Source organism: Actinoplanes sp. GCM10030250 (assembly GCF_042666575.1).
Taxonomy (GTDB): Bacteria; Actinomycetota; Actinomycetes; order Mycobacteriales; family Micromonosporaceae; genus Actinoplanes.
The window spans coordinates 183073-206733 of the sequence record NZ_JBHTDO010000014.1; the positions used below are offsets into that span (position 1 = coordinate 183073).

Consider the following 23661-nt stretch of genomic DNA (forward strand, 5'->3'; position numbering starts at 1 on the left):
GACTCCATGGCCTACACCCCGGACAAGCCGAAACTGCCCGAGTCCGTCGACGAGTTGCGCGCCCGGATCCCCGGATGGGGTGCCGACCTGGACCCCAAGGACCGGCCGTCGGTGCCGCAGGAGGTTTTCGACCCCGATTTCAGCGGCGCGCACTGGGAGTTCCCGGAGCGGCAGCCGGAGCGGTGGCCGCGGGAGCGGTCGATCGAGCACAAGTTCCTCACGCCGGTGTTCGGCACGTCCTGCCCGCCGCGCGGGCTGTCCGGCGCGATCCGCAGGTACTCGTACGCCAAATACAGCGAGGGCCGCGCCGCGCACTGGCTGCTGCTGCTCGCGGCTGACCGGGTGGACGCGGTGGAGAGCGCGTTGCGCTCCTTCGCGACGCTGCGCCCGGACAACCCGATAACCCAGACCGGCGTACGCAGCGAGCTGACGCATCACGGCCTGCGCTCCCGGGTGGGGCAGAACCGGACGGACGTCGTGCACCACCCGCTCGACCCGGTGATCGTGGCCGCGCCCTGGATCCTCGGTGCCGGCCTGGCGTACACGATCATCCGCCGGATGGCCCGCGCCCGCTGAGCCGAGCCGCCACCCGGCAGAAGCTGTTCCGGCGCCGTGCGTGACTCGCGGCTGGATGTCGAGCACACTGCTCGCCATGGCAGACGTGATCGTTCTCGGCGCCGGTGCGGCCGGCCTCGCCGTCGCGGCCCAGCTCAAGGCGCGTGGCGTGGACTGCGTCGTCCTCGAGCGCGGGACCGGGGTGGCCACCAGCTGGCGCGGCCGGTACGACCGGCTGCGCCTGCACACGATCCGCGGCCTGTCCGGCCTCCCCGGCCTGGCCATCCCCCGCGAGTACGGCCGGTGGGTCAAGCGGGACGATCTGGTGCGCTACCTGGAGGCGTACGCCCAGCGCTTCGCCATCACCGTCCGCACCGGGACGACCGTGGAGCGGATCAAGCCGGCCGCCGATCGCTGGTCGCTGCAACTCGGCGACGGCTCGGAGCAGTCGGCGCACACCCTGATCGTCGCGACCGGCTATCTGCACACGCCCGTGGTGCCGCAGTGGCCCGGCCGGGAGACGTGGACGGGCACGCTGCTGCACTCCGCCGAGTACCGCAACGCCGAGCCGTTCCGCGGCCGGAACGTCCTCGTGGTCGGCCCCGGCAACAGCGGCGCCGAGATCGCCACCGACCTGGCCGAGGGTGGTGCCGCCTCGGTGAGCCTGGCGATCCGGACCCCGCCGCACATCGTGCGCCGGGAGACGGCGGGCTGGCCGGCGCAGATGAACGGCGTCCTGCTGGGGCGCCTGCCGGAGCGGGCCTTCAACACGATGGCCGCCGCCATGGCGCGGCTGGAGATGCCGGACCTGCGCCCGTACGGCATCGACCGCCCGGCCGAGGGTTTGAAGACCCGCCTGCGTACCCGGCGTTATGTGCCGTTGCAGGACGTCGGGATCGTCGCCGACGTTCTGGCCGGACGGGTGCGCCCGGTCGCCGCCGTCCAGGGCCTCACCGCGACGTCGGTGCTGCTGGCGGACGGTACGAGCATCCAGCCGGACGTGATCGTCGCGGCCACCGGGTACGGGACCGGCCTGCCCGCTCTGTTCGAGGATCCGTCGCTGTTCGACGAGACCGGCGTACCCCGGATCCATGGGGGTGCGGCCGCCAGGCCGGGTCTGTTCTTCGTCGGATACGACGTCACGCTGGGCGGCATGCTCCGGCAGGCGGCCCTGGAGTCACGCCGGGTGGCCCGCGCCGTCCATCGTGACTCCCGCTCGTGAGACCGCTGAGCCTTCCGCCCGGGAGCGCTGGGATCGATCCCGCTGCCTGCAGTACAGCCTGCTGTACCGGTCTTCACCTCACCCGGTCGTCCGTACGCTCTCCGCCCTGGCCCACCGCGTGCGGCGGCGGAACCGGCTGGTGACCTGCACCCAGAGGAAGGCGGGGACGTGGCGCCACAGCCCGGGTGCGGCGAGCACCGCCCGCGCGTTGCGGCTGCCGCCCGCGGCCGGCGACGCGGACCTGCCCAGCTCGGCGTTGCCTCGGTGCCATCGCGCCAGCACTCGGCTCAGCTCCGGCCCCGACGGCAGGACCAGCAGAAACCCGGCTCCGTCGACGACCTTCCGCTCGCCGGCGGCAAACAGCGAGCGCACGTACGCGTCGTCGGCGATCACGTCCGGAAAGGCGCCCCACCGCTGCCGCCCCTCGGCGTTCACCGCGTAACAGCCGCCGCCGATCACCTCGCCCCGCACCGACGGCAGGTGTGACCAGACGGCGGCGAACCCACGGGTCATCCGGTCGGCCGGGCGGACCAGGATCGGCCGCGGTCCCACCATGACCGGACCGGCGGGCGCGTCCATCACCGCCAGCAGGGCGCCCAGCGAGCCGGGTGTGATCACCGTGTCCGCGTCGAGGTAGACGACCGGCCCGCCGCGCAGGTGGTCGTTCGCGGCGTTCAGCGCCGCCGGCTTGCTCGCGATCGGCAGCTCCACCACGACGAAGCCGACGATGCCCGCGGCCCCGTCGCCCACCGCGCGGGCAATCTCTGCCGTGGCGTCGTCGCAGCCGTTCGCCACCACGATGACCCGGACGTCCAGGCCCCGCGCGTCGCTGACCACCGCGCTCAGGCACGCCCCGATCAGGGCCTGCTCGTTGTGGGCCGGCACGACGACGTCCACCCGCCCGGGCACCTCAGTCACCGCCGGCCCGGTGCTGGGGCCGGCCGGGCGCCATCCGGCCCGCGGCGTGCACGGCCAGGAAGACGGCGGCGGCGGGCGGGTTCGCCAGCAGCGATCGGACGATCCCGTGATGCCGGGTGTGGTCGTCCGGGAAGGGCGGTCGCGCCGCGAGCCGGCCGAGTTCCCGGTTGCCGCCCTGGTAGCGGCGCCGGGCCCGGAGCAGGGCCGGGAGGCCGTCGGGTGCCACCACCTCGTACCACTCGGCGGAGACCACCCGGCGCTCGTGCGGTGCGAAGTGCCACCGTACCCATTTGTCGTCGGAGTGCAGGTCGGGCAGCTCGCCCCAGCGCGACCGCCCCTCCGCCGAGACCGCGTACGCCCCGCACGTCGCCGGCGCGCCCCGCACATACGGCAGCTCACGCCAGATCCGGAAGTACGCCCGCGTCACCACGCTCCTCGCGGGCGCCAGCCGCATGCTCGGCGCGGCGAAGTGGACCCCGGTTCCGGGCGCCAGCACCGCGAGCAGCGTGGCGACCGCGCCCGGCGAGAGCGCGGCGTCCTGGTCGAGGTAGAGCCGGGCCCCGGGCGGCAGCACCCGGTCAGCGGCTCGCAACGCCGCGGGCCTGCCCGCCGGAGTCCGGATGACCGTGCATTCCATCCCGGTGGCGCGCAACTCCGGCGCCAAACTGACGGCACGCTCGTAACTGGCGCCCGAGCCGTGATTGACGGCCACCACCACGGAGACGTCGCGCGTCACGGTCTGCCGCACCAGCGAGCCGATGCTGCGAGAAAGCAGAGCCGACCCCCGGTGCGTCGGAATCACCACACCCAGAACCGCCACGCCGCCCTCCGCTCCCCCGCTTCCCCAGCGCCGGCTGCATCGTCTCACCGTCCGAAGTGGCCTGCCCATTGGCGAACCGGCCCACCATCGATGTCCATGCGTAGGACCCCAGCCTGAGGTTCAGGGGTGAACTACTTCGTTACGGCGATCGCGGGTTTGCTGGCTCCACCAGCCAAGCAGGCCGAAGGGAACCCCACGATGCGACTCCGCAACCCGCTGCGAACCGGGATCACCTCCCTGGTCGCCCTCGTCGCCACCACCGCGATCGCCGTGCTGATGGCGCCGGCGGCGGCGAACGCGCTGCCGTTCACGGACAGGCTCGGGAACGGCGAGAAACTGCTGCTCAACCAGCGCCTGATCTCTCGCAACGGCCTGTATGAGGCCAGGATGCAGATGAACGGCACGTTGGCCGTGTACCGGGTTCAGCAGGCCGACAGGGTCGACGGGCTGTGGACGACCAGAGCCACCCGGCGCACCAGCGAGTCAGCGTTCCTCGGCAACCAGGGTGACGGCAACCTCGTCGTCTACGCCGGCTCACCCACCGGCGGCCCGGTCCGCCCGCTGTGGGCATCGGACACCGGTGGCCGCGGCGCGGGTGAGCTGGTCATGCAGAACGACGGGAACCTGGTCCTCTACGGGCCCGGCGGGCCGACGTGGTCGACCGGAACCGACAACACCGCGAAGCCGAGGACCGGCTGCCGGGCGATGGTCGACGGCCAGACGTCGTACGCCAGCCCGCAGACACCGCTGCCGCCGGTGCTCGACGGGCAGCGGCCCGACGCGTGGCTGCACGCCGCCGGCTACGTCGAGTCCTACCGCGCACCGTGCGGTGGCGTCGTCCGCGTCTGGATCGAGCGCAAGGACTGCGGGCGGCTCGGCTGCTCGTGGGTGGTCCGCGCCAAGTCCGGCAACCGGGCGCTGAACTCGTACAACAAGACGTTCAACACCGTGTCGGCGGTCTGCAAGGAGGGCGTCCACTCCTACCGGACCAAGACCATCGCGATGTACAGCCAGATCAACGACGGCACGAACTTCGTCGCCACCGAAGCGGTCAGCCCGGTCGTGAAAATCAACTGCACCGGCATCGGCCGCTGACCCCGGCGAGACAGCCACCGGCACCGGTACGACCGGTCCGGTGGCTACTCGCATGCGTCGAGGTTGCCGCCGGCGCGTTCCAGTGCGCGGTGGACCTCGGCCTCGGCTTCCTCGCGGCCGGACCAGGGATCGTCGTCGATCACGACGGTCTTGCCCGGTTCCACGGCCTTGTAGACCACGAAGAAGTGCTGGATCTCCAGCTTCAGGAACTTGTCCAGGTCGGTGATGTCGCGCAGGTGGGTGAGCCGGTGGTCGGAGGCCGGTACGCACAGCACCTTGGGTGTGGCGCCCTGCTCGTCGCGCATGTTGAACATGCCGATGGGGCGGCAGAGCACCAGGCAGCCGGGGAACGTCGGCTCCTGGATGAGGACGAGCGCGTCCAGCGCGGTGCCCTGGGAGCCACAGGTGCCGTCGATGTAGCCGTAGTCGGCCGGGTACTGGGTGGCGGTGAACAGGGTGCGGTCGAGGTGGATGCGACCGGTCTTGAGGTCCACCTCGTACTTGTTGCGGGTGCCCTTCGGAATCTCGACCGTCACATCGAACTCCACGGCTACTCGCCTCCGACAGGCACGGGGGCCTGCCCGGCTCGCGGCAGGGACACCAGGCGCGGGCTGCCGGGCTGGCCGCTGACCGTGTTGATGTAGCCGGTGAAGCGCATGCCCGGTACCAGCCCCCGCGCCTCGGCGGCGCTCGCCGGGACGAGGGTGACCTGCATGGTGTCGGGTTTGTCCTCGTCCTCCGTGGAGGTGGGCTGGGTGGGCTCCACCTCGGGATCGACGCGCTCGACCCGGGGGATGACGCGCTCGACCGTCGCGTGCACGGTACGGGTCATTCCCTCTGCCTCCAGGACGGCCGTCATCGTCGGCGCCACCACCGGCAGGTCCTCGGCCGGGACCTCGGCGACGAACGTCATCCGCGCCGGGTCGTACAGCTCCAGGAGCGGCAGGTTGGGTGCCACCGTGGAGCCGATCGAGGCCGGTACGTCGATGACGATGCCGGGCGCGGGAGCGGTCAGGTTCACCTTGGTGATCTTCGGATCGCCGTCCGTGTCGAAGCCGGCGACCTCGATGGTCCCCATCCGCTGGCCGGCCCTCACCTGCTGCCGGGCCGCGACGTCGACGCTGATGACCCGGCCCGCCTGGGTCGGCTCCACGGGTACCGCCTGCGCGGTGAGGATCACCTCGTCGAGGGTCACCCGGTTCGCGTCCGCGGCCCGGTCCGAGCTGATCCGGATGAACACCAGCACGGCGCCGGCCAGGAGCAGCAGGACGATGAAACGGGCACGCCACTTGCGCCAGCCACGGCCCTTGGGCGGGGCGGGCGGCGGCGGGGGCGGCTCGGCGGGGCGGGACTGCGGGCTACTGGTTGCCATCGGCTGCACCATGACGATTCCTCTCAGCTCGACCGGCGGCGCGCCGCGCCGGCATCCGCGGGCTCCGCCATGGCCGCGGTGATCACGTCGTCGTTGGCATCCGTGCGCGCCGGCCAGGGCAGCGCCCGGGCCAGCTTCGCGCCGGCCCTGCGGCGTTCCAGCCGCTCCCTGATCACGTGTGGCGCGATGACCGCCTCGGCGACGACGCGGCTGAGCACCACCACATAGATGGCGGACCAGGCGATGGAGAGCCCGACCGCGACGATGTTGGTGCCGCGCAACGGCAGCATGGTGATGCCCACGGCCAGGGCGACCGCGTTGAGCAGCAGCAGCGTGACGTGCGGGAGCACCAGTTCCACCCCCGGCAGGCCCGCGGGTCCGGCGTTGGTGACCGTCCAGCGCACCTTGCGCTTGAAGATCGCCATCACCAGGGCTTTGACGTGGATCGGCGCGGCGGCGAGGCTGGTGACCACGGCGGACGGCTTGAACCCGCCCAGCTGCATCACCGTCACCAGGACGAGCAGCGTGTAGAAGGGCGCGTAGTGGACGAGCCACACGCTGATGTCGGAGCGGATCGGGCTCAGCCCGAACAGCAGGTAGGCGGCCGGCAGGCACATCAGGATGATCGCGGCGAGGGAAAGCAGGTAGTTGACGCCCGCCAGCAGGTACTGGAAGCGCTGGTCGACGGTCAGGCCGGTGCCGCGGCGGAAGAGGCGTCCGCGCAGCATCACCTCGAAGGCGCCGTACGCCCAGCGGAACTGCTGCTTGAAGTACGGGAGCAGGCTCTCCGGTGCCAGTCCGCGTGCCAGCACCTCGGGTACGAACCAGGAGCTCCAGCCGCGCCGTTGCAGCTCGATCGAGGTCCAGATGTCCTCGGAGTTGCTGGCGACGTACATGCCGCCGATCTCCTCGAGCGCCGCCCGCCGGAAGATGACGTTGGTGCCGACGCAGAAGACGGCGTTGAAGTGGTTGCGGCCCGGCAGTACCAGCTCGTAGAAGATCTTCTGGGACTCGGCGGAGCCCTCGGCCACCAGACCGCGCGCGCTGGGGAAGGCCTGCGGGGTCTGCACGAAGGCGACGCCCGGGTCCTGCATGTGCGGCAGCGCCCGGACCAGGAAGTCCGGGCTGGGCACGTGGTCCGCGTCGAGGATGACGACGAACTCGCCGTCGGTGCGGAGCAGGGCGGCGTTGATGTTGCCGGCCTTGGCGTGCAGGTGCTGGTTGCGGCGCAGGTAGCCGACGCCCTCGGCGGCAGCGGCGTCGCGGACCTCGTCGCTGTCGCCGTCGTCGAGCACCCAGACCCGGTGCTCGACCACCATGTCGCGGGCGGCCCGGAGCGTCACCAGGATGATGTCCAGCGGCTCGCCGTAGACGGTGATGAACACGTCGATCGTGGGCTTCAGCTGGCCGGCCAGCAACTGGCGCCGCCAGGCGTAGACCTCGGGCGGATCCGGGCGATGGGTGAAGGTGAGCACGGTCCACCACATCGCCAGCGCGTTGAAGATCGTGATGCCCTCGGCGAACAGGACCAGGGCCCACACCCACACGTCACCCCGGTAGGCCGGGTTGAGCAGGAAGATCATGTAGTAGAGCGTCACGGCGAGGGCCGCGGTCACCGCCAGGCGCGTGGACCGCTGGATCGGCCGCCAGGTCGGCTCGGCCCGTCCCCGTGGCGACTCGGCCCCGTCAGAGGCCGGGTGGGAGGACGTGGGGGTGGAATCGGTGGCCATGTAGCCACCTCCCTCGGTACCAGGGGATCACGCTTGTCAGCCACCGAAGCCCGGCGGTGTGCGGAGGCTCGGGTTCCCCGTCGATGGCACTGATAACTGTCGATCTATCTTTTTGTCGTTCTCACTTGCCGGTCGTGTAGACCGCGACCCGGTCCACCAGCATCGGCACACCCGGCTTCGTCTCCGCGGTGGGACCACCGCCGAACGGCGCCGGGAACGCTCCGCCGATGGCGACGTTGAGGATCACGAAGAACCCGTGCTGGTTGGCGGCGGCCCAGGTGCCGGGATCCACTTTGTCCGCCCGTACGGTGAAAGTGTTCTTCCCGTCCACGAACCAGCGCAGTTCCTCGGGTGCGACCTCGCGGTGATGTTCTATCGCGAAGGTGTGGAAATCGGCCCGGCACCCGGGGCAGGGCAGTTCACCGCTGCTGATGCCGGTGGGCTCCCCGCAGGGGCCCTGGACGGGCGTGCCGCAGTGCAGGGTGTGCCAGACCGAGTCGCGGCCGTTGACGTTCTCCATGATGTCCCACTCGCCGATGTGCGGCCAGTTCGTGGCCGCCGCACCCCGGGCCGGCGCGCCGAGCGCCCAGAACGCCGCCCAGTAGCCGGCCGCCGCCGGCCCGCTGACGTCCGGCATCTTCAGCGTCGCCTCGATCCGGACCGCGCCACCGGCCGGCGCGGCGAAGTCCGTGCGCCGGGTCTCCAGGCGCGCCGAGGTCCAGGTACCGGCACCCTCCCCGGTCCGCAGCGGTGTGACGACGAGGCGCCCGTCACCGTCCAGTGACGCGTTCGCGGGCTTGTCGGTCATCGTCTGGATCTCGCCGGTGCCCCACTGGGGCGCCCCACCGGGATAACCGGTACCGATCGAGAACATCCAGTTCGCGGTTGCCGGCCGAGAGCCGGCAGCGCCGTCGAAGTCGTCGCTCCAGACCAGGCCCCAGTCGGCGCCCGGTACGGAGGGTGCGGCCGCCGAGGGCCCTGAGGGTGCTGAGGCCTCCGGCTCCGGCGAGGAGTCGTGGCATGCGGCCAGGACCAGTGCCAGTGCCAGTACCGATCCACCGACCGCGATGGGCCGGCGGCGGGCACCGGCCGTGCGAGCTGTCACCTCTGTCATGCGCTTCACGACCGTCCGGATCTCTCGCGGATGTGACGAACGCCAACCGTGCGGCCCCGGTATGCCCGGACTGCACGCCCGGGCACTTGTCGGTAGTGACACATGACGTCGACCCGTCACGCGAACAGCGGCGCCGCGGTCGCCGGAAGCTGCGACCGCGGCGCCTGGAGCGCTATCCGGTCAGAGCTTGCCCCAGATCTGGTTGGCACCGCCGGCGCAGTCCCACAGCTGCAGGGTGGCGCCGTTGCTGCCGTTCCAGTCCTTGATGTCCACGCACCGGCCGGAGGAGACGTTCATCAGCGTCCGGGCGGCGGTGAGGGTGAACCGCTGCACCGGGTTGGCGTTGCAGTCGGCCAGCTGGATCGGCGTGCTGTTGCCGAGGGCACCGCCCGCCGGGTCCATGCACTTGCCCATCGCGCGCAGGGTGCCGTCGCTCTGGAACGACCACTTCTGCGCGTTGCTGCTGTTGCAGTCCCACATCTGCAGGAGTACGCCGGCGTTCGCCTGGGCGTTCGGGATGTCGATGCAGCGGCCACTGAAGTTGGACTGCAGCATCGTCGCACCGGTCGCCGGCGGCACCGTGGGCGGCGTCGTCGGCGGGTTCGTTCCCGGCGGCACACCCGGGTCGCAGTCGTTGGTGGTGACGACGCTGTCGGCGTGCGCGGTACCGCCGGACCGGTAGCCGTTGATGGCCGCGGACGCCTGCGCGGGGCTCAGCACCTGCTTCTTGGCGTGGTAGACGTAGTCGACCGACTGGAGGTAGGTGCTGGTGCCGCCGGCGTGCCCGGCCAGGTCGATGAACCACTGGTTGAAGTCGATCGACATGTTCTGCCGGGGGTAGACCTTGCCGGAGTGGTCACCGACGAGCGCGCCGTCGATGTAGTACTTCACGTGGCCGCCGGAGACGGTCGCCATGACGTCGTGCCAGCCGTTGATGCTGCGGGACTGCTGGCTGTGCTGGTTGTCGGCGTACCACGGGTCGGCGACATAGGTGTACCAGGTGGTCTGGTAGTTGATCGGGCCCGGCTCGCCCCAGCCGCCGTTCGGCAGGTACTCGGAGAAGTCCAGCTCGGAGTAGAGCGGGTCGCGCGGTGCGGCCAGCGGGGAGATCGTGTAGAAGGTCTGGTTCACGTGGTCGCCGTCCGAGCCGCTGACCGGCGCGTCGGAGAACTTGATCCGGGCGAGGTAGGTGCCCTCGAAGAAGCGGCGGTTGCTCTGCGAGAACTCGGCGTGCGACGTACCGCCCGCGGTGCCGTCGGTGACCGCTTTGAGCTGGGCGACCTTCTGCCCGTCGACGGTCGGGAACGACACGTTGTCGGCGAGCCAGCGCGCACCGCTCACGCCCGGGCCGCCGGCGTTGCTGCGGATGCTCCAGCCACGCTGGCCCAGCGCGGCATCCGTACGCGAGGAGTAGTTGAAATCGTCGAAGAGCACGCCGCAGCCGACCGCGGCACTGCTGCTCGGGGCAGCGGCGACGCCGATGCCGATGAACGTTGCGACGGTTGCGGCCAGGGTCGCACCGATGGCGACCTTGCGGGTTGGCGTAAGCCCCATGGGGGTGGGCTCCTTCGCGTGAGAGGCGCCGGCCGGGCCTGGGAGATCGGCTCGCCGGCAGGAAGGGGACATGACCACCGAACTGACCAGTGGTTTGGAAATCGGCCGTCTGGACACCGTCGTCCATGCCAGTGGTCCACGTCAATACCTCAATGCAAGGTTTCTTTCCAGTTTCTAATCGGTCCTGCACCGACCGCCGCTTCGGATGCGGCGGGGTCGACAAAACGGGATCGGGCCGGAAGACTGTCCAACACAGACCAGTGGTCAATTTTGACGAGCCCACGGCACCGGAAAGGCGTTGGGGACGCGATGCGGCGTGCTGAGGTGCGGGACAGACTGCGCGAGCTGATCGATGCGCGGGCGCCCGGCGACCCCATGCCGTCGGAGCGCTCGCTCTCCGAGGACCTCGGCGCCTCCCGCCCGACGGTGCGAGCGGCAATCGACGACCTCGCCAGCAACGGCCTGCTCGTCCGCCAGCACGGGCGCGGCACGTTCACCAGCCCGCACAAGATCTCGCAGGAGGTCCCCTCCGCCTCCGGGCAGCCCATCCCGCCGGCCGAGGGCGACTGGACCAGCGAGGTGCTCGAGTTCCGCACCGAGCCGGCCGGCGCCCGGCTGGGCCGGCGGTTGCAGGTCTCCCCCGCCGACAACCTGCTCCACGTCAGGCGCCTGCGGATCGTCGACGGCGACCCGATGGCCCTGGAGGCGATCCGGCTGCCCGCCGCCCTGGTCCCCGGCATGACCGCCGACGACTTCGTCACCGGCTCGCTCTACCGGCTGCTGCGCGAGCGCTACCGGGTGAACGCCACCGACGCGGTGCAGACCATGGAGCCGACGGTCACCGACGCCGACGAGGCCGAGCGGCTGGGTGTGCCGCTCCACTCGCCGGCCCTGCTCTTCGAGCGCACCACCCAGGACGACGGCGGGCGGGTCATCGAGTTCACCCGGTCCATCTACCGCGGAGACCGCTACCGGATCACCAGCCACCTCAAGCTCGGGCCGAACTCGGGCTGACCCGCCGACGGGCCCTGCCGCCGCGCGTCCCGCCCACCCGGCCAAGATCGGCGGCCGGTTGCCGGTGGTCTACAGTAGACCCCCTGTTCGCGCCGCCCGGGTGATCCTCACGTCCGTGGCGAGCATGATCCGCTGACCTGGACGATCATCCCGGCAATCCGACAAAAACGAAATCTCCTCGCTGGTGCGGATCACACCGCAACGCTAGGGTTTGGACGCACTTGGCGGCGCCGCAACCGGCGCTGATCGGTGCTTCACGCTGCCCAGATTGGATGAACGTTGGCGCCCGCACCGGCCGACCCCGCGAGCACGCGACCCGAAGCCCGTCCGCAGAAGATCCGGCAGCAGTCGATCAAGCGACGCGTCGTACGCCTGGTTCTCATCCCCAGTGTCGTCGCCCTGCTTCTGTGGTTCACCGCATCCGGTTACCTGGTCTTCCAGGGCTTCTACAACCGCACGGTGGCCATCACGGTGCGCCAGGTCTCGATCCCCGCGGTCACCGCGCTCTCCTCGATCCAGCAGGAGCGCCGCCTCAGCATCGCCTACCTCGCCCGCCCCTCCCGCGATCTGAAGCCGCTGCTCGACCAGCGCCAGCAGACCGACGGGCAGCTCACGAAGCTGCGTGAGGTCGCCGACAGTGAGCTGTCCGCCGCACCCGACTCCATTCAGGACCGGTGGCGGACGCTCTCCGGATATCTCGACCAGCTGCCGAGCACCCGCAGCGCCATCGACGCCCGGTCCACCACCGACGAGCGGGCCTACACGTTCTACAACGAGCTGCTCGACGCGGCGACCAGCCTCTTCGACAACCAGGCCCGCATCGTCCCGGACGCCGTCGCGGCACAGGGCGGTATCACGGCCACCGAGCTCTTCCGCGCCAGCGACCTGATGTCACGGGCCGCCTCGACGATGGACGGCGCGTTCGCCGCCAACACGTTCGGGCGCTCCGACTATCTGGAGTTCGTGCACCTGGTCAACGCGTACCACTATCAGCTGGCGACCAGCCGCGCTCAGATGGAGCCGGCGGTACGCACCCAACTGCAGGCCATCGAGGGCGGTGCCGAGTGGCAGGCCCTGCTGTCCGCGGAGAACGCGATCGTCGCGGCCGGACCCTGGCGCCGGGGTACGCCTGCCGTGCTCCGCGACGTGCGCGACAAGTGGACCGGCCTGACCGGTACGACCGCCGCGAACCTGTCCCAGCTGACCATCGACGAGGCCGATCAGGTCTCCACCCGTACCCTGCGTACCGGTAACAACCAGCTGCTCAGCGCCCTGGTCGGCAGTCTGGTCGCGCTTTTCGTGGCGATCGGCGCGATCCTCTGGGCGCTGCGCCAGTCCGCGGTTCTCGTCGACCGGGCCCTTTCGGTACGCCTGTCGAAGCTGGGCAGCGACGCCGATGCTCTCGTCGACGAGCGCCTGCCCGCCGTCATGGATCGGCTGCGCCGGCGCGAACCCGTCGACCTGGCCGTCGAGTTCGCCCCGAAGGACTACGGCCGCGACGAGATCGGCCAGGTGGCGGGCGTTCTCAACAGGTCGCTGCGCGCCGCCGCCGAGGCCGCCGTCGACGAGGCGAAGGCCCGCGCCGCCGGTACCGCGATGCTGATGGGTGTCGCCAGGCGCCCGCAGCGCCCGCTGCAGCGCGGCCTGAAGGTGATCGAGGACCTGCAGCGGCAGATAGGTGACGAGAAGCTGCTGAGCCACCTCTTCGACATCCACCACCAGCTCAACCAGACCCGGCGCTTCCTGGAGAACCTGGTCATCCTCGCCGGTGGGCAGATCGGCAGGCGGTTCTCCAAGCCGATGCCGCTGCGCCGGGTGCTGCTCGCCTCGTTCGCCGAGGCGCACAACTACCAGCGGCTCAGCCTGCGCAGCACGACCGACGTCGACCTGGTCGGGTACGCGGTCGCCGAGGTCATCCACCTGCTCGCGGAACTGCTGGACAACGCACTGGCCTTCTCACCGCCCGGCACCACGGTCTGGGTGACCGCGGTCAAGGTCAATCACGGCGTCGCGATCGAGATCGAGGACGCCGGCGTGGGTATGAGCGCCGACGCCGTCGAGCGGGCCAACAGCCTGCTCACCTCGGCGCCGACCCCGGACATCACCGAGCTGAAGGACGGCGCGCAGGTCGGCCTCTACGTGGTGGCGGAACTCGCCAAGCGGGAAGGTGTGCAGGTCAGCCTGCGCCGTTCCGCGTACGGTGGCCTGCTCGCCGTGGTGCTGCTGCCCGAGCGCCTGCTCGTCACCGGTGACCACGGCCCGGAGGACGAGGACACGCTGACCGGTGTCGCCACGGCGGCCCGCGGCGCGACACCCCCGGTGGAGACTGTCCGCCGCGCGCCGGACCGGCCCGCCGCCGCGGCGCCCGCGGTGTCCCGGTCCGCGGTGGTCCTCCTGGAGCCCGAGGCCGAAAACGATCGGCCGGCACCGGTGAGCGAGCCCTCACCGGCCGCCCCGGCCGCCACCACTTCGGGCAAACCTCCTCTGCCGCACCGGCAGCCGCAGCAGCACCTCGCACCGGGCCTGCGCGAGGAGGCGCCCGTCATGGACGAGATCGACGAGGTGCCCTCGGCGCGCTCCCCGGAGGAGGCCCGCAGCCGTTTCGCGAACTACCAGAGAGGGCGGGCCGCCGGGCGTACGGCCAACCGCGACGAAACAGAAACCCAAGCTGAGCAAGGCGGGATCACGTGACCAACGCGACATCTTCCATCGAACTCCCCTGGATGCTGGACGACCTCGTCGAGGTGCCGCACGTCGTCTCCGTGGTCGTGCTCTCCACCGATGGCCTGATCGTCCAGAAGTCGACGTCGATGGCACAGGACCTGGCGGAGATCCTCGCCGCCGGCGCCTCCTCGATGTACAGCGTGGCCGCCGGGACCGGGCGCCGGTTCTCCAGCGGAGGCGTGCAGCAGGTGGTCATCGAGTTCCAGGAGCACACCCTGTTCATCGCGGCCGCCGGGCAGAACGCGCGCCTGGCGGTCCTCTGTGACCAGGACGTCGACATGGGCATGGTGGCTTACGAGGTGAGCCGGCTCGTCACGCGGATCGGTGAATATCTGGGCGCGCCGGCCCGCTCGGCGCAGCCGGGCACCGACGCCTCAGCCCGCAATGACTGACGACTGGGACGGCGACGACGAAACGGCGGCCGGGCGGTTCGTCCCGTTGTACATCCTGGTCAACGGGCGAACCACTCCGCGCGACAGCAACCTCGACCTGGCCACCCAGGTCATCGCACTTCCGGCCGACGCCAGTCGGCTCGAGCCCGAGTACCTGCAGATCCTGAACCGGTGCGGCAACTGGATCTCGATCGCGGAGATCGGCGCCTACCTGCACATCCCGCTGGCGATCGTCAAGGTGATGGTCGACGTGCTGCTGGAACAGGGATATCTGGACAGCGGCTCCCCGGCCCAGCAGAAGGTCATCGACCCCGGCCTGCTGGACGCGGTACTGGCCGGCCTCGAGCGGCTCTAGCTACTAGGACTGGGAAATGAAACGCACTTCAGTCAAGATCGTCGTAGCCGGTGGTTTCGGTACCGGCAAGACCACCCTGGTGAGCTCGGTGAGCGAGATCGCTCCGCTGACCACCGAGGAGCTTCTCACCGAGGCCAGCATCGGCGTGGACGACGTGACGGGTATCGAGTCCAAGACCACCACCACCGTGGCGCTGGACTTCGGCCGGATCACCATCAGCCCGGACGTGGTGCTCTACCTGTTCGGCACGCCCGGCCAGGACCGGTTCTGGTTCATGTGGGACGAGCTGGCGCAGGGTGCGATCGGTGCGATCGTGCTCGTCGACACCCGGCGGCTGGACACCAGCTTCCCCGCCGTCGATTATTTCGAGCGGCGGGGCATCCCGTTCGTGGCGGCGGTGAACCGGTTCTTCGGTGAGTGTCCCTACACCGAGGACGAGATCCGCGGCGCGCTGGAGCTCAGCGCCGACGTTCCGCTGGTGTGGCTCGACGCCCGGGACCGCGCGTCGAGCAAGCTGGCGCTCGTCGCCCTGGTCCGCCACGCGATGTCACGCCTGCGGGTCGCCGGCGCCGCGACCCCGGCGGCGCTCTAGACCGGCCGGCCGGCTCACTCCAGGGGTGCGAGCCGAACCTTGAAGTGGCGCAGCACGGGCGGCGCGGACACGATCCGATACCCGCGAATCCGTTCCGGATCCTTGGCGATCGCCCCCAGCACCGCGGCAGCGTACAAGAAATGCTCCTCGGTGTAGACCCGGCGCGGGATCGCCAGCCTGACCAGCTCGAAGGGCGCCGGGCTGACCAGCCGGTTCCCGGCGTCGAGGGTGCCCAGATAGAGGGAGCCCAACTCGGCGGAGCGGATGCCGCCATCGAGATAGAGCTGGCAGCCGAGTGAGTGCCCGGGGAATTCGGCCGGTGACAGGTGCGGTAGCAGCCGGCCGGCGTTGAGGTAGAGGGCGTGGATGCCGGCGGGCTGGATGGTGTCGACACCGGCGTCGTTGATCATGCGAGCGAACCGTGCGGTCTGCCCGGCACGGGCCGCCAGGTACGCCGGGTCCACCACCTCGCGCAGGCCCTGAGCCAGGCGCTCCAGGTCCCGCCCGGAGAGCCCGCCGTAGGTGGAGAAACCCTCGGTCGCGATCAGGTTCGCCTCACAGCGGGCGAAGAGGTCGTCGTCGCGCAGCCCGATCAGGCCGCCGATCGCGGTCAGCCCGTCCTTCTTCAGGCTGATCACGCAGCCGTCGGCGAGCTGGAAGGCCCGGGTGGCGATCTCCCGGGGGGTCAGTTCCTGATAGCCGTCCTCGCGCTCCCGGACCAGCCACGCGTTCTCCGCGAACCGGGCGGCGTCCAGGAAGAACGGCACCCCGAAGCGGCGGCAGATCGCCTGGACCGCTGTCAGGTTGGCCATCGAGACCGGCTGTGCGCCGAGCCCGTTGTTGGTGATCGTCAGAAGCACCAGGCCGACTCGCGGGCCGTCCGGCCCGGCGAGGGTCTGCTCCAGCGCGGCCAGGTCGATGTTGCCCTTGAACGGCTCGGCGCTGTCCAGGTCGGCGGCCTCCGGGCAGGGCAGATCGCGCGGTTCGGCCCCGGCCAGCTCGACGTTGGCGTGGGTGGTGTCGAAGTGGGTGTTGCTGACGCAGATCTGCCCCGGGCGCAGCAGGCTGGAGAACAACACCCGCTCACCGGCCCGGCCCTGGTGCACCGGCAGCAGGTGGGGGTAACCGGTCAGATCCGCGGCCTCGTCCCGGAAGCGGAACCAGGATCGGGCGCCGGCGTAGGACTCGTCACCGACCGCCGCGGCGGCCTCCTGCGCGGACGAGGTCGCCCCGGTTCCCGAGTCCGAGAGCAGGTCCACGGTGATCTGGTCGGCACGCAGGTTGAACGGGTTGTACCCGGCCGCGGCGATGGCCTCGCGCCGTTCGCGCGGCGAGAGGAAGGGGATCGGCTCCACCACCCTGATCCGGTACGGCGGTGGAAGCGGAATGTCATGGGACAGCAAGGAGGCTCCTCAGGCAGGGACGGACAACGTCCGAGGCGGCGTCACCCGGTACGCCTCGGAGGACAGGTACACCGTCATGCCCGGACGTGGCGGACCGAGGCGCAGCGAGACGTGGGCGAGCAGTCCGACGCCGCCGGTGAGCCGGCGGTCGGAGACGGCGGCGATGGCCCGGTCGAGGACGGCGGGGTCGAACCGGTAGCGGCCGAGCAGCGGGAGCACCCGGCCGCGGGCGCCCTGGTCGTCGTCGACGTAGTCGCGGATCGGCACGTAGATGCTGTAACCGGCCGGGTGATCGGAACCCTCGACGATCGTGTAGCTGCCCACCAGGGGCCGGCCGTCGAACCGGGCGGTGCGCCCGCTGCGCGAGCAGAAATCAGCCACCTCGGCCGGGTCGACGCCGTCCACCACCGCGGCGGCACGAGCCACATCATCCGGGCCGGCGTCGTGGTGCGAGAGATAGAGCTTCACCCGGGCCTGCGGCCCTTCGTGCAGGTCAAGGGCGAAGAACGTGAGGCGATCCAGGCGGCCGAGCTCACCCGGGCGAATGGTCCGGCTGAGCATGCTCCCGTACGCAGAATCGAGCCCCAGCCGCAGCAGCGCCGTCTCGACCAGTTCGGGCGCGTTCTCAACGCCCGCCACCTCGGGGTTGAGGTAGACCTTGAACTCGGGTCGCCGGCCGGCTCGGAAGACCAGTGAGATCCAGATCCCGAACCCGCCCTGCGGACGGTCGACGGTGAACAGGTCGCGGACCTTGTCCAGGCGAGTTGTCGACAGGCCGTACCGCCGCGCGTGGCGATGCAGGAATTCATAGGTCGCGGCCATGTTCTCGGCGACGCCGGGAACGGGTGCCAGGACCTCGGCGAGAATGCGCAGGGCGGGCGGCTCGGTCTCGTTGTAGGCGAGCGAGAACTCGACCGGCGTGTGGTCGTCGGCGACGCCGGAGGGCCACGCCGGCGGGGCCGAGAGCGGTCGCGAACCGTGCTCACCGAGGATGCCGGACAGCAGTTCCACAGGGGCCGCCGGATCAACACCGACGACGTCGCAGAGGCGGCCGAGCTGACCACCCAGACGATCCATTACCGACAAGCCCTGCATCACGACCCCTGTTCACGGCAATCGCCGACTGCCCCGGTCGCCCGGCTCACCTCGGCCAACGTGTCCGGCTCTGGTCCGCGTCCGCGGCAGCCGAGACTGATCACTCCCCTATCACCAATGGTTATGTGGATCATGAACTGAAGTCGAGTGCGACATAGATCACAGTGGATAATGCAAGTTGCATCGTCACTGTCCGCAGTGGTCACTCCGTTGTTACCGCGATGCAACCCAGCAAAGGAGCAGGTCAGCGCGCCTTTCGGGAAAGTTGATATCCGGGCAAGATCGACCAAACGGGAACGCGGCACCCCGGAGGATAAGTGAGAAATATTCGCTATGACCGCGCAGCGTACTTGACGGGCCGTCAACGGCGGCACGCCGGCGCCGATCTCCGCGCCGACCAGGCCCGATCCTCGACAACACCGGCCAAAAACGGTCACCATCGAGCTGCACAAAGTAACAAGGCAGCTACTTTGAGTGACTGGTCGATTGGCGGCGCCGTGTTGTACCGTCGGTTCCCAGCCTTTTGACATCGCCATTCGGCTGAAACGATTCGCATTCTGGCTGAACGCTGCGCCCTATGATCCGGAGCCGGGAAACGTGGAACACGTCATTCTTCTCGATGAATCCGGCGAAGCGCGAGGGCTGGCCGACAAACACGTCGTGCACACCGATGCCACGCCTCTTCACCTCGCATTCTCCTGCTACATTTTCGACTCCGCCGGACGATTCCTGATCTCCCGGCGGGCGCGGCACAAGAAGACCTGGCCGGGCATCTGGACCAACAGCGTCTGCGGGCATCCGCAGCAGGGTGAGCCCCTGGCCGACGCGGTCCGCCGGCGCGCCGCCTACGAGCTCGGCATGACACTCCGGACGGTCCGGCTGATCCTGCCCGCCTTCCGCTACCGGGCCGAGCTGGACGGTGTCGTGGAGAACGAGATGTGCCCGGTCTTCCACGCCACTGCCGACACCGGCCCGCGGCCCAACCCCGACGAGGTCGACGCCATCCGCTGGCAGCCCTGGGCCGACTTCGTCCGCGATCTGCCGGCCACCTATTCGCCGTGGTGCCGCCTGCAGATCGAACAGCTCAACGCCCTCGGCCCCACCCCCGACAGCTGGCCGACCGGCGATCCCGCGCTGCTGCCACCCGCCGCCCGGGCCCTGGTGCAAGACCACTCCTGACGGCGCCTCGGCGCCGCGGTGCCGGGACGGCGCCCTTCGAGCAGCCCCGCGTCATCCGCGCCGAGCCCACCACCCGCGAGGGAGCGGGCGACCCTCCCCCACCTCCCCTTTCTCCGTCCTCCCGGGTGCCGCCCGTCGCGGTTCCCGGGAGGTAGGCGGCGCCCCGGCGGCATTGACAGATCGCGCCATCGGTGGCTCGCTGGACGCATGGCTCCGGCAGCACAGCCATCCTCGCCACCCGACCCGCTCGCCCCCGCCACCCTCGGGCCGGTGAACCTGCGTAATCGCGTCATCAAGGCCGCCACCTTCGAGGCCGCGACCCCGAACGCCCTGGTCACCGCCCGGCTCGTCGACTATCACACCGCCGTGGGCCGTGGCGGGGCCGCCATGACGACGGTCGCCTACCTCGCCGTCGCACCCGAGGGGCGCACCGAGCGCCGGCAGATCTACTGGCGCCCCGAGGCACTGCCCGGGCTGCGCCGGCTCACCGCGGCGGTACACGCCACCGGCGCCAAGGTCAGCGCCCAGATCGGTCACGCCGGACCGGTGGCGAACCCCCGCTCGAACAGGCTGCCCTCGCTCGCACCGTCGAGACGGTTCAACCCGCTCGCGATGGGCATCGACCGGGCCGCCACCCACGCCGACATCCAGCGGATCGTCGACGCCCACGGCCGGGCCGCCGCGTACGCCCGCGACTCCGGCTTCGACGCCGTCGAGGTGCATCTGGGCCACACCTACCTCGCCGGGTCGTTCCTGTCACCCAGGATCAACCGGCGCCGCGACGAGTTCGGCGGTCCACTGGCCAACCGCGCCGACTTCCCGCGCCGGATCCTCGCCGCGGTCCGGGAATCCGCCGGCCGCGACGTCGCGGTGATCGCCAAGATGAACATGACCGACGGCGTCCGGGGCGGATTCGACCTCGACGACTCGATCCCGTTCGCCCGGATGCTCCAGGCCGACGGGCACCTCGACGCGCTCGAACTGACCGGCGGATCCTCGCTGCTCAACCCGATGTACCTGTTCCGCGGCGACGTCCCGCTGTCCGCGATGGCCGACACCCAGCGCCCTCTGCTGCGGCTCGGCATGAAGGCTTTCGGCCGCGCACTGTTCCGCCACTACCCGTACGAACCGCTCTACTTCCGCGACCTCGCCCTGCGGTTCCGCCGCGAGCTCACGCTGCCACTCATTCTCCTCGGCGGCATCACCGACCTCGACGGCATGCGAACCGCCATGAACGACGGATTCGAGTTCGTCGCGATGGCCCGCGCCCTGCTGCGCGAACCCGGCCTGATCAACCAGATCCGGCGGGACCGCACCACCCGGTCGCTCTGCACGCACTGCAACCTGTGCGTGGCCAGCATCTACACCGGCACCCACTGCCCCTTCGACACCGAAGGCACCACCGCACTCACCAACGCCGGCACGCTGCCCCTGCCCGGTTAGACGCCGCTCTCCGAACAGGAGGCTGGTATGCGGATGCCGCCGGCAAGCCCGATCATGAGTACATGTCGATGAGTGCGCCGAGCCGTACCGGCCGATCCCGCTTGGGCACAGTCGTTCGCCGCCTCCGTTTCATCGTTCTGGCCCTCCTGGGCACGCTGCTGTTTCTCGGCAGCGTCACGGTCCGCATCCTCGACCGGCCGCAGGACTTCCGCTTCATCGACAACCGCAACGGCGAGACCTATACGCGTTCCTTCGCCGCCGGCGTCGACCCCGGCGGCATGACCGGGTTCGCGTGTGCGTATATATGCCCGCTGCAGTTGCAGTTGACCGTCCGTGAAACGGATCGCACCATCGTCGACGGCACGTTCTACGGCAATGTCACGGCCGACCAGACGGGGCCGGAACCGGCCAGGATCGTGCTGCTCACACCCCGCAACACTGACGGCTTCACGCTCGATCGGGGCTCCGCCGCCGGCTTCGAGCTCACGACCACCGAGGCTCACGTCCCGGCCGACGCCTACGAGAAGACCAACCCGGGGCCTGTCACAGCGGCGATCCTGTCCGTCAAGAACTTCATCTCCGGGGGCAGTTTCGCCGTTCACTTCACCTGGCACACGTCCGGCGACGACCTGCGCCAGGCCGGGATCGGCAGGTACAACCTGCGGGTCATCAGCCAGCCCAGGAGCGTGGTCCTGCGCAACCTCGACGTGTTTCCGATGTTCCCGGACGGAGACGGCGTCGACCAGTCGCTGCGGCAACTGTCCATCGCCGTCGACATCGGGCGGGGTTCCCGGGTGGCGCTCGCCGAGCCGGAGCCCGGCAACCGGCCGGTTCCAGGGCTGCTCGAGTGGCGGACGAACTCGGACGGCAACACGACCTATCACCTGATGACCGTCGAGAACGCGACAACCCGCTTCTGGGTGGGGCTGCTCAACGAGCAGGCCCTGTTCGCCGCCGGACTTCTGCTCGGTGCGGCGATCGGCGCCCTGGCCTCGGCCTGGTTCACCGACCGGCGCAAACCCGCCCCGGACTGAAGTGGACGCCTTCACACGGGCCGGAACGTCCGACCAGGCATCGACAGCCTGACGGGTGCGGGACGGTTGCCGACGGGTTTGTCTAACGGTGCGAATCCCCGCGGCGGCTCAGCGAGATGCTTCGGCAAACGAAGTGACTCGTGACGCGGCCTTCGTGGGCTGCCACTTCGGGGGTGCGTGATGGGGACGACGTCGCTTGATACACCGGAACGCCGGCGGGGCCTGATCGGCGGGCTGGCGAACCTGCGGGTGAGCACGAAGATCATGGTGGCGGTCCTGGTGGTCGCCACCCTGGGAGCGGCCGTGTCCTCATTCGCGGTGCTGGAGATGGCAAAGATCAACCGCAGCACCGACGCCGTCTACAACGGCAGCCTGCAACTGCAGACCATCGCCGAGGCGCGTAACGCCTTCAACCGGGTCCGCATCGACTCGCTCAACCACTTCGTGTCCGACAACGCCGAGGTGAAGGCCGAGGCGGAGAAGTCCCTCACCACCGACCTGAAGATGCTCGCCGACGCGGAGGACACCTACAAGGCGTTCGAGCTCGGGCCGATCCGGGTCGCCGCCCTGGCCGATTTCGACAAGGCCTGGTCCGAGTACGTGTCGCTGCTCGACAGCAAGCTCCTCCCGCTGAGCCGGGCCGGTAAGAACGTGCAGGTCGAGGCCGTCCGCAAGGCCGAGATCGACCCGCTGGTCAAGCAGGCCCGCGAAGCCATGGACACCCTCTCGAAGCAGACCATCGTCAAGGCGCAGGAGGAGAAGGCGGCGGCCCAGTCCGCCTACTCCACCACCCGTACGCTCGTCATCGCCCTGATCATCGCCGGACTGGTCCTGGGCGTGGCCGCCGCGATGGGCATCGCCCGGCTGATCACCAAGCCGCTGGCCCGCTGCGTGAAGGTCCTGATCGCGATCCGCGACGGCGACCTGACCGCCCGCACCGGCCTGGCCGGCAAGGACGAGGTCGGCGTGCTCGCGCAGGCCCTGGACACCTCCACCGAGGCGGTGGCCGGCATGGTGCGCCAGGTCGCCGAGAACGCACACCACGTCGCCGCGGCCTCCGAGGAGCTCTCGTCGGTCTCCGTGCAGATGTCCTCGGCCGCCGAGGAGACCTCCGCCCAGGCCGGAACCGTCGCGGACGCCGCCGGCCTGGTGTCGCAGAGCGTGCAGACCGTTGCCGCCGGCGCCGACGAGATGGGCGTCGCGATCCGGGAGATCGCCACGAGCGCCACCCAGGCCGCGTCCGTTTCGGCCCAGGCGGCGCAGACCGCCGAGCAGACCAACGCGATCGTCGCGAAGCTAGGCAAGTCCTCCACGGAAATCACCAGCGTGGTGCAGACCATCACCTCGATCGCCGAGCAGACCAACCTGCTCGCTCTCAACGCCACCATCGAGGCCGCCCGGGCCGGCGAGCAGGGCAAGGGCTTCGCCGTGGTGGCCTCCGAGGTCAAGGACCTCGCCCAGGAGACCGCCCGTGCCACCGACGACATCACCCAGCGCATCGCTGCCATCCAGCAGGACACCGAGCAGGCGGTCCTCGCGATCGGCGAGATCACCGAGGTGACCGCCCGGATCAACGACTACGCCGCGACGATCGCCGCCGCGGTGGAGGAGCAGACCGCCACCACCAACGAGATGAGCCGCAGCGTCGCCGAGGCCTCCACCGGCGCGGGCGACATCGCCGGCACCATCGCGGGCGTGGCCCAGGCTGCCGACGCCACCGCAACGGGCGCGACCGAGACCCAGACCACGGCGCAGGAGCTGGCCCGCATGGCAGAGGAGCTGCACCAGACCATCTCCGTCTACCGCGTCTGAAACCCCCGGCTGGCTGGGCGTCAGCGGGGCCTCACGCCCCAAAAAGCCCCGCTCACGCCCAGCTGGCTCCACCGGCTGGGCGTCAGCGACGCCCCAAACCCCGAAAAGCCCCGCTCACGCCCAGCCGACCCCACCGGCTGGGCGTGAGCGGTGTGCCGGGCCGCGCGAGGCAACGCTGAGAGCCAGCCGGGGGGGCGAGCTGGACGCGAGCGGGGGGACGGGCGGGGCGCGGGCGGGG

General features: G+C 70.3%; 21 protein-coding genes. 12 read left to right on the forward strand and 9 right to left on the reverse strand.

Annotated features, from left to right (window positions below):
- The first annotated feature begins 6 nt into the window (after positions 1 to 6).
- Together ACFQV6_RS19985 and ACFQV6_RS19990 are read left to right on the forward strand one after the other, a co-directional pair.
- Positions 7 to 576, forward strand: coding sequence for a hypothetical protein (locus ACFQV6_RS19985; RefSeq protein ID WP_378029029.1), 570 nt, complete (start codon positions 7 to 9; stop codon positions 574 to 576).
- A gap of 76 nt (positions 577 to 652) precedes the next feature.
- Positions 653 to 1777 (forward strand): flavin-containing monooxygenase, encoded by a 1125-nt coding sequence (locus ACFQV6_RS19990; protein ID WP_378029030.1) that lies wholly within the window; start codon positions 653 to 655, stop codon positions 1775 to 1777.
- A gap of 78 nt (positions 1778 to 1855) precedes the next feature.
- On the opposite strand, the gene ACFQV6_RS19995 is transcribed toward ACFQV6_RS19990, so the two are convergent.
- Entirely contained in the window at positions 1856 to 2695 is an 840-nt protein-coding gene (locus ACFQV6_RS19995) for a glycosyltransferase (protein ID WP_378029031.1), read from the reverse strand.
- Positions 2688 to 3515: a glycosyltransferase family 2 protein gene (locus tag ACFQV6_RS20000; protein WP_378029032.1), complete on the reverse strand. Its 828-nt coding sequence runs from the start codon at positions 3513 to 3515 to the stop codon at positions 2688 to 2690. Before ACFQV6_RS20000 ends, ACFQV6_RS19995 begins: the two co-directional genes overlap by 8 nt.
- Before the next feature lie 126 nt (positions 3516 to 3641).
- Between ACFQV6_RS20000 and ACFQV6_RS20005 the strand changes: the two genes are divergently transcribed.
- Complete coding sequence (locus tag ACFQV6_RS20005; RefSeq protein ID WP_378029033.1) at positions 3642 to 4610, forward strand: hypothetical protein; 969 nt, start codon at positions 3642 to 3644, stop codon at positions 4608 to 4610.
- A 44-nt stretch (positions 4611 to 4654) separates the two neighbouring features.
- Here ACFQV6_RS20005 and ACFQV6_RS20010 read toward each other — a convergent pair whose 3' ends face one another.
- The 5 genes from ACFQV6_RS20010 to ACFQV6_RS20030 form a co-directional block, all read right to left on the reverse strand.
- Positions 4655 to 5158 carry an inorganic diphosphatase gene (locus tag ACFQV6_RS20010; RefSeq protein WP_378029034.1) on the reverse strand — a complete coding sequence of 168 codons (504 nt, stop codon included), beginning with the start codon at positions 5156 to 5158 and terminating at the stop codon, positions 4655 to 4657.
- A 2-nt stretch (positions 5159 to 5160) separates the two neighbouring features.
- Positions 5161 to 5982 (reverse strand): HlyD family efflux transporter periplasmic adaptor subunit, encoded by an 822-nt coding sequence (locus ACFQV6_RS20015; protein WP_378029035.1) that lies wholly within the window; start codon positions 5980 to 5982, stop codon positions 5161 to 5163.
- 23 nt (positions 5983 to 6005) lie between these two features.
- Positions 6006 to 7712: a glycosyltransferase family 2 protein gene (locus tag ACFQV6_RS20020; protein ID WP_378029036.1), complete on the reverse strand. Its 1707-nt coding sequence runs from the start codon at positions 7710 to 7712 to the stop codon at positions 6006 to 6008.
- Positions 7713 to 7833: 121 nt separating this feature from the next.
- Entirely contained in the window at positions 7834 to 8826 is a 993-nt protein-coding gene (locus ACFQV6_RS20025) for a glycoside hydrolase family 16 protein (protein ID WP_378029037.1), read from the reverse strand.
- Positions 8827 to 9006: 180 nt separating this feature from the next.
- Positions 9007 to 10380: a ricin-type beta-trefoil lectin domain protein gene (locus ACFQV6_RS20030; RefSeq protein ID WP_378029038.1), complete on the reverse strand. Its 1374-nt coding sequence runs from the start codon at positions 10378 to 10380 to the stop codon at positions 9007 to 9009.
- Positions 10381 to 10689: 309 nt separating this feature from the next.
- Between ACFQV6_RS20030 and ACFQV6_RS20035 the strand changes: the two genes are divergently transcribed.
- From ACFQV6_RS20035 to ACFQV6_RS20055, 5 genes are all read left to right on the forward strand, one after another.
- Positions 10690 to 11394: a GntR family transcriptional regulator gene (locus tag ACFQV6_RS20035; RefSeq protein WP_378029039.1), complete on the forward strand. Its 705-nt coding sequence runs from the start codon at positions 10690 to 10692 to the stop codon at positions 11392 to 11394.
- 279 nt (positions 11395 to 11673) lie between these two features.
- Positions 11674 to 14085: a nitrate- and nitrite sensing domain-containing protein gene (locus ACFQV6_RS20040; protein WP_378029040.1), complete on the forward strand. Its 2412-nt coding sequence runs from the start codon at positions 11674 to 11676 to the stop codon at positions 14083 to 14085.
- The gene (locus tag ACFQV6_RS20045) at positions 14082 to 14510 is read left to right on the forward strand and encodes a roadblock/LC7 domain-containing protein (protein ID WP_378029041.1); all 429 of its coding nucleotides are present in this window, start codon (positions 14082 to 14084) and stop codon (positions 14508 to 14510) included. Before ACFQV6_RS20040 ends, ACFQV6_RS20045 begins: the two co-directional genes overlap by 4 nt.
- Entirely contained in the window at positions 14503 to 14865 is a 363-nt protein-coding gene (locus ACFQV6_RS20050) for a DUF742 domain-containing protein (RefSeq protein WP_378029042.1), read from the forward strand. Before ACFQV6_RS20045 ends, ACFQV6_RS20050 begins: the two co-directional genes overlap by 8 nt.
- Positions 14866 to 14881: 16 nt before the next feature.
- Entirely contained in the window at positions 14882 to 15457 is a 576-nt protein-coding gene (locus ACFQV6_RS20055) for an ATP/GTP-binding protein (RefSeq protein ID WP_378029043.1), read from the forward strand.
- 14 nt (positions 15458 to 15471) lie between these two features.
- Here ACFQV6_RS20055 and ACFQV6_RS20060 read toward each other — a convergent pair whose 3' ends face one another.
- A complete protein-coding gene (locus tag ACFQV6_RS20060) occupies positions 15472 to 16860 on the reverse strand; it encodes a tryptophanase (RefSeq protein ID WP_378029044.1) in 1389 nt (462 codons plus the stop codon).
- Between the two features lie 9 nt (positions 16861 to 16869).
- A complete protein-coding gene (locus ACFQV6_RS20065) occupies positions 16870 to 17937 on the reverse strand; it encodes a tryptophan dimethylallyltransferase family protein (protein WP_378029045.1) in 1068 nt (355 codons plus the stop codon).
- 615 nt (positions 17938 to 18552) lie between these two features.
- Here ACFQV6_RS20065 and idi point away from each other — a divergent pair.
- The 4 genes from idi (at position 18553) to ACFQV6_RS20085 (ending at position 23423) form a co-directional block, all read left to right on the forward strand.
- Complete coding sequence (idi, locus tag ACFQV6_RS20070; protein WP_378029046.1) at positions 18553 to 19134, forward strand: isopentenyl-diphosphate Delta-isomerase; 582 nt, start codon at positions 18553 to 18555, stop codon at positions 19132 to 19134.
- Positions 19135 to 19341: 207 nt separating this feature from the next.
- Positions 19342 to 20577, forward strand: coding sequence for an NADH:flavin oxidoreductase (locus ACFQV6_RS20075; RefSeq protein WP_378029047.1), 1236 nt, complete (start codon positions 19342 to 19344; stop codon positions 20575 to 20577).
- A 62-nt stretch (positions 20578 to 20639) separates the two neighbouring features.
- Positions 20640 to 21611 carry a hypothetical protein gene (locus ACFQV6_RS20080; RefSeq protein WP_378029048.1) on the forward strand — a complete coding sequence of 324 codons (972 nt, stop codon included), beginning with the start codon at positions 20640 to 20642 and terminating at the stop codon, positions 21609 to 21611.
- 180 nt (positions 21612 to 21791) lie between these two features.
- Positions 21792 to 23423, forward strand: a complete 1632-nt coding sequence (locus ACFQV6_RS20085; protein ID WP_378029049.1) for a methyl-accepting chemotaxis protein — start codon at positions 21792 to 21794, stop codon at positions 23421 to 23423.
- Positions 23424 to 23661 lie beyond the last annotated feature (238 nt).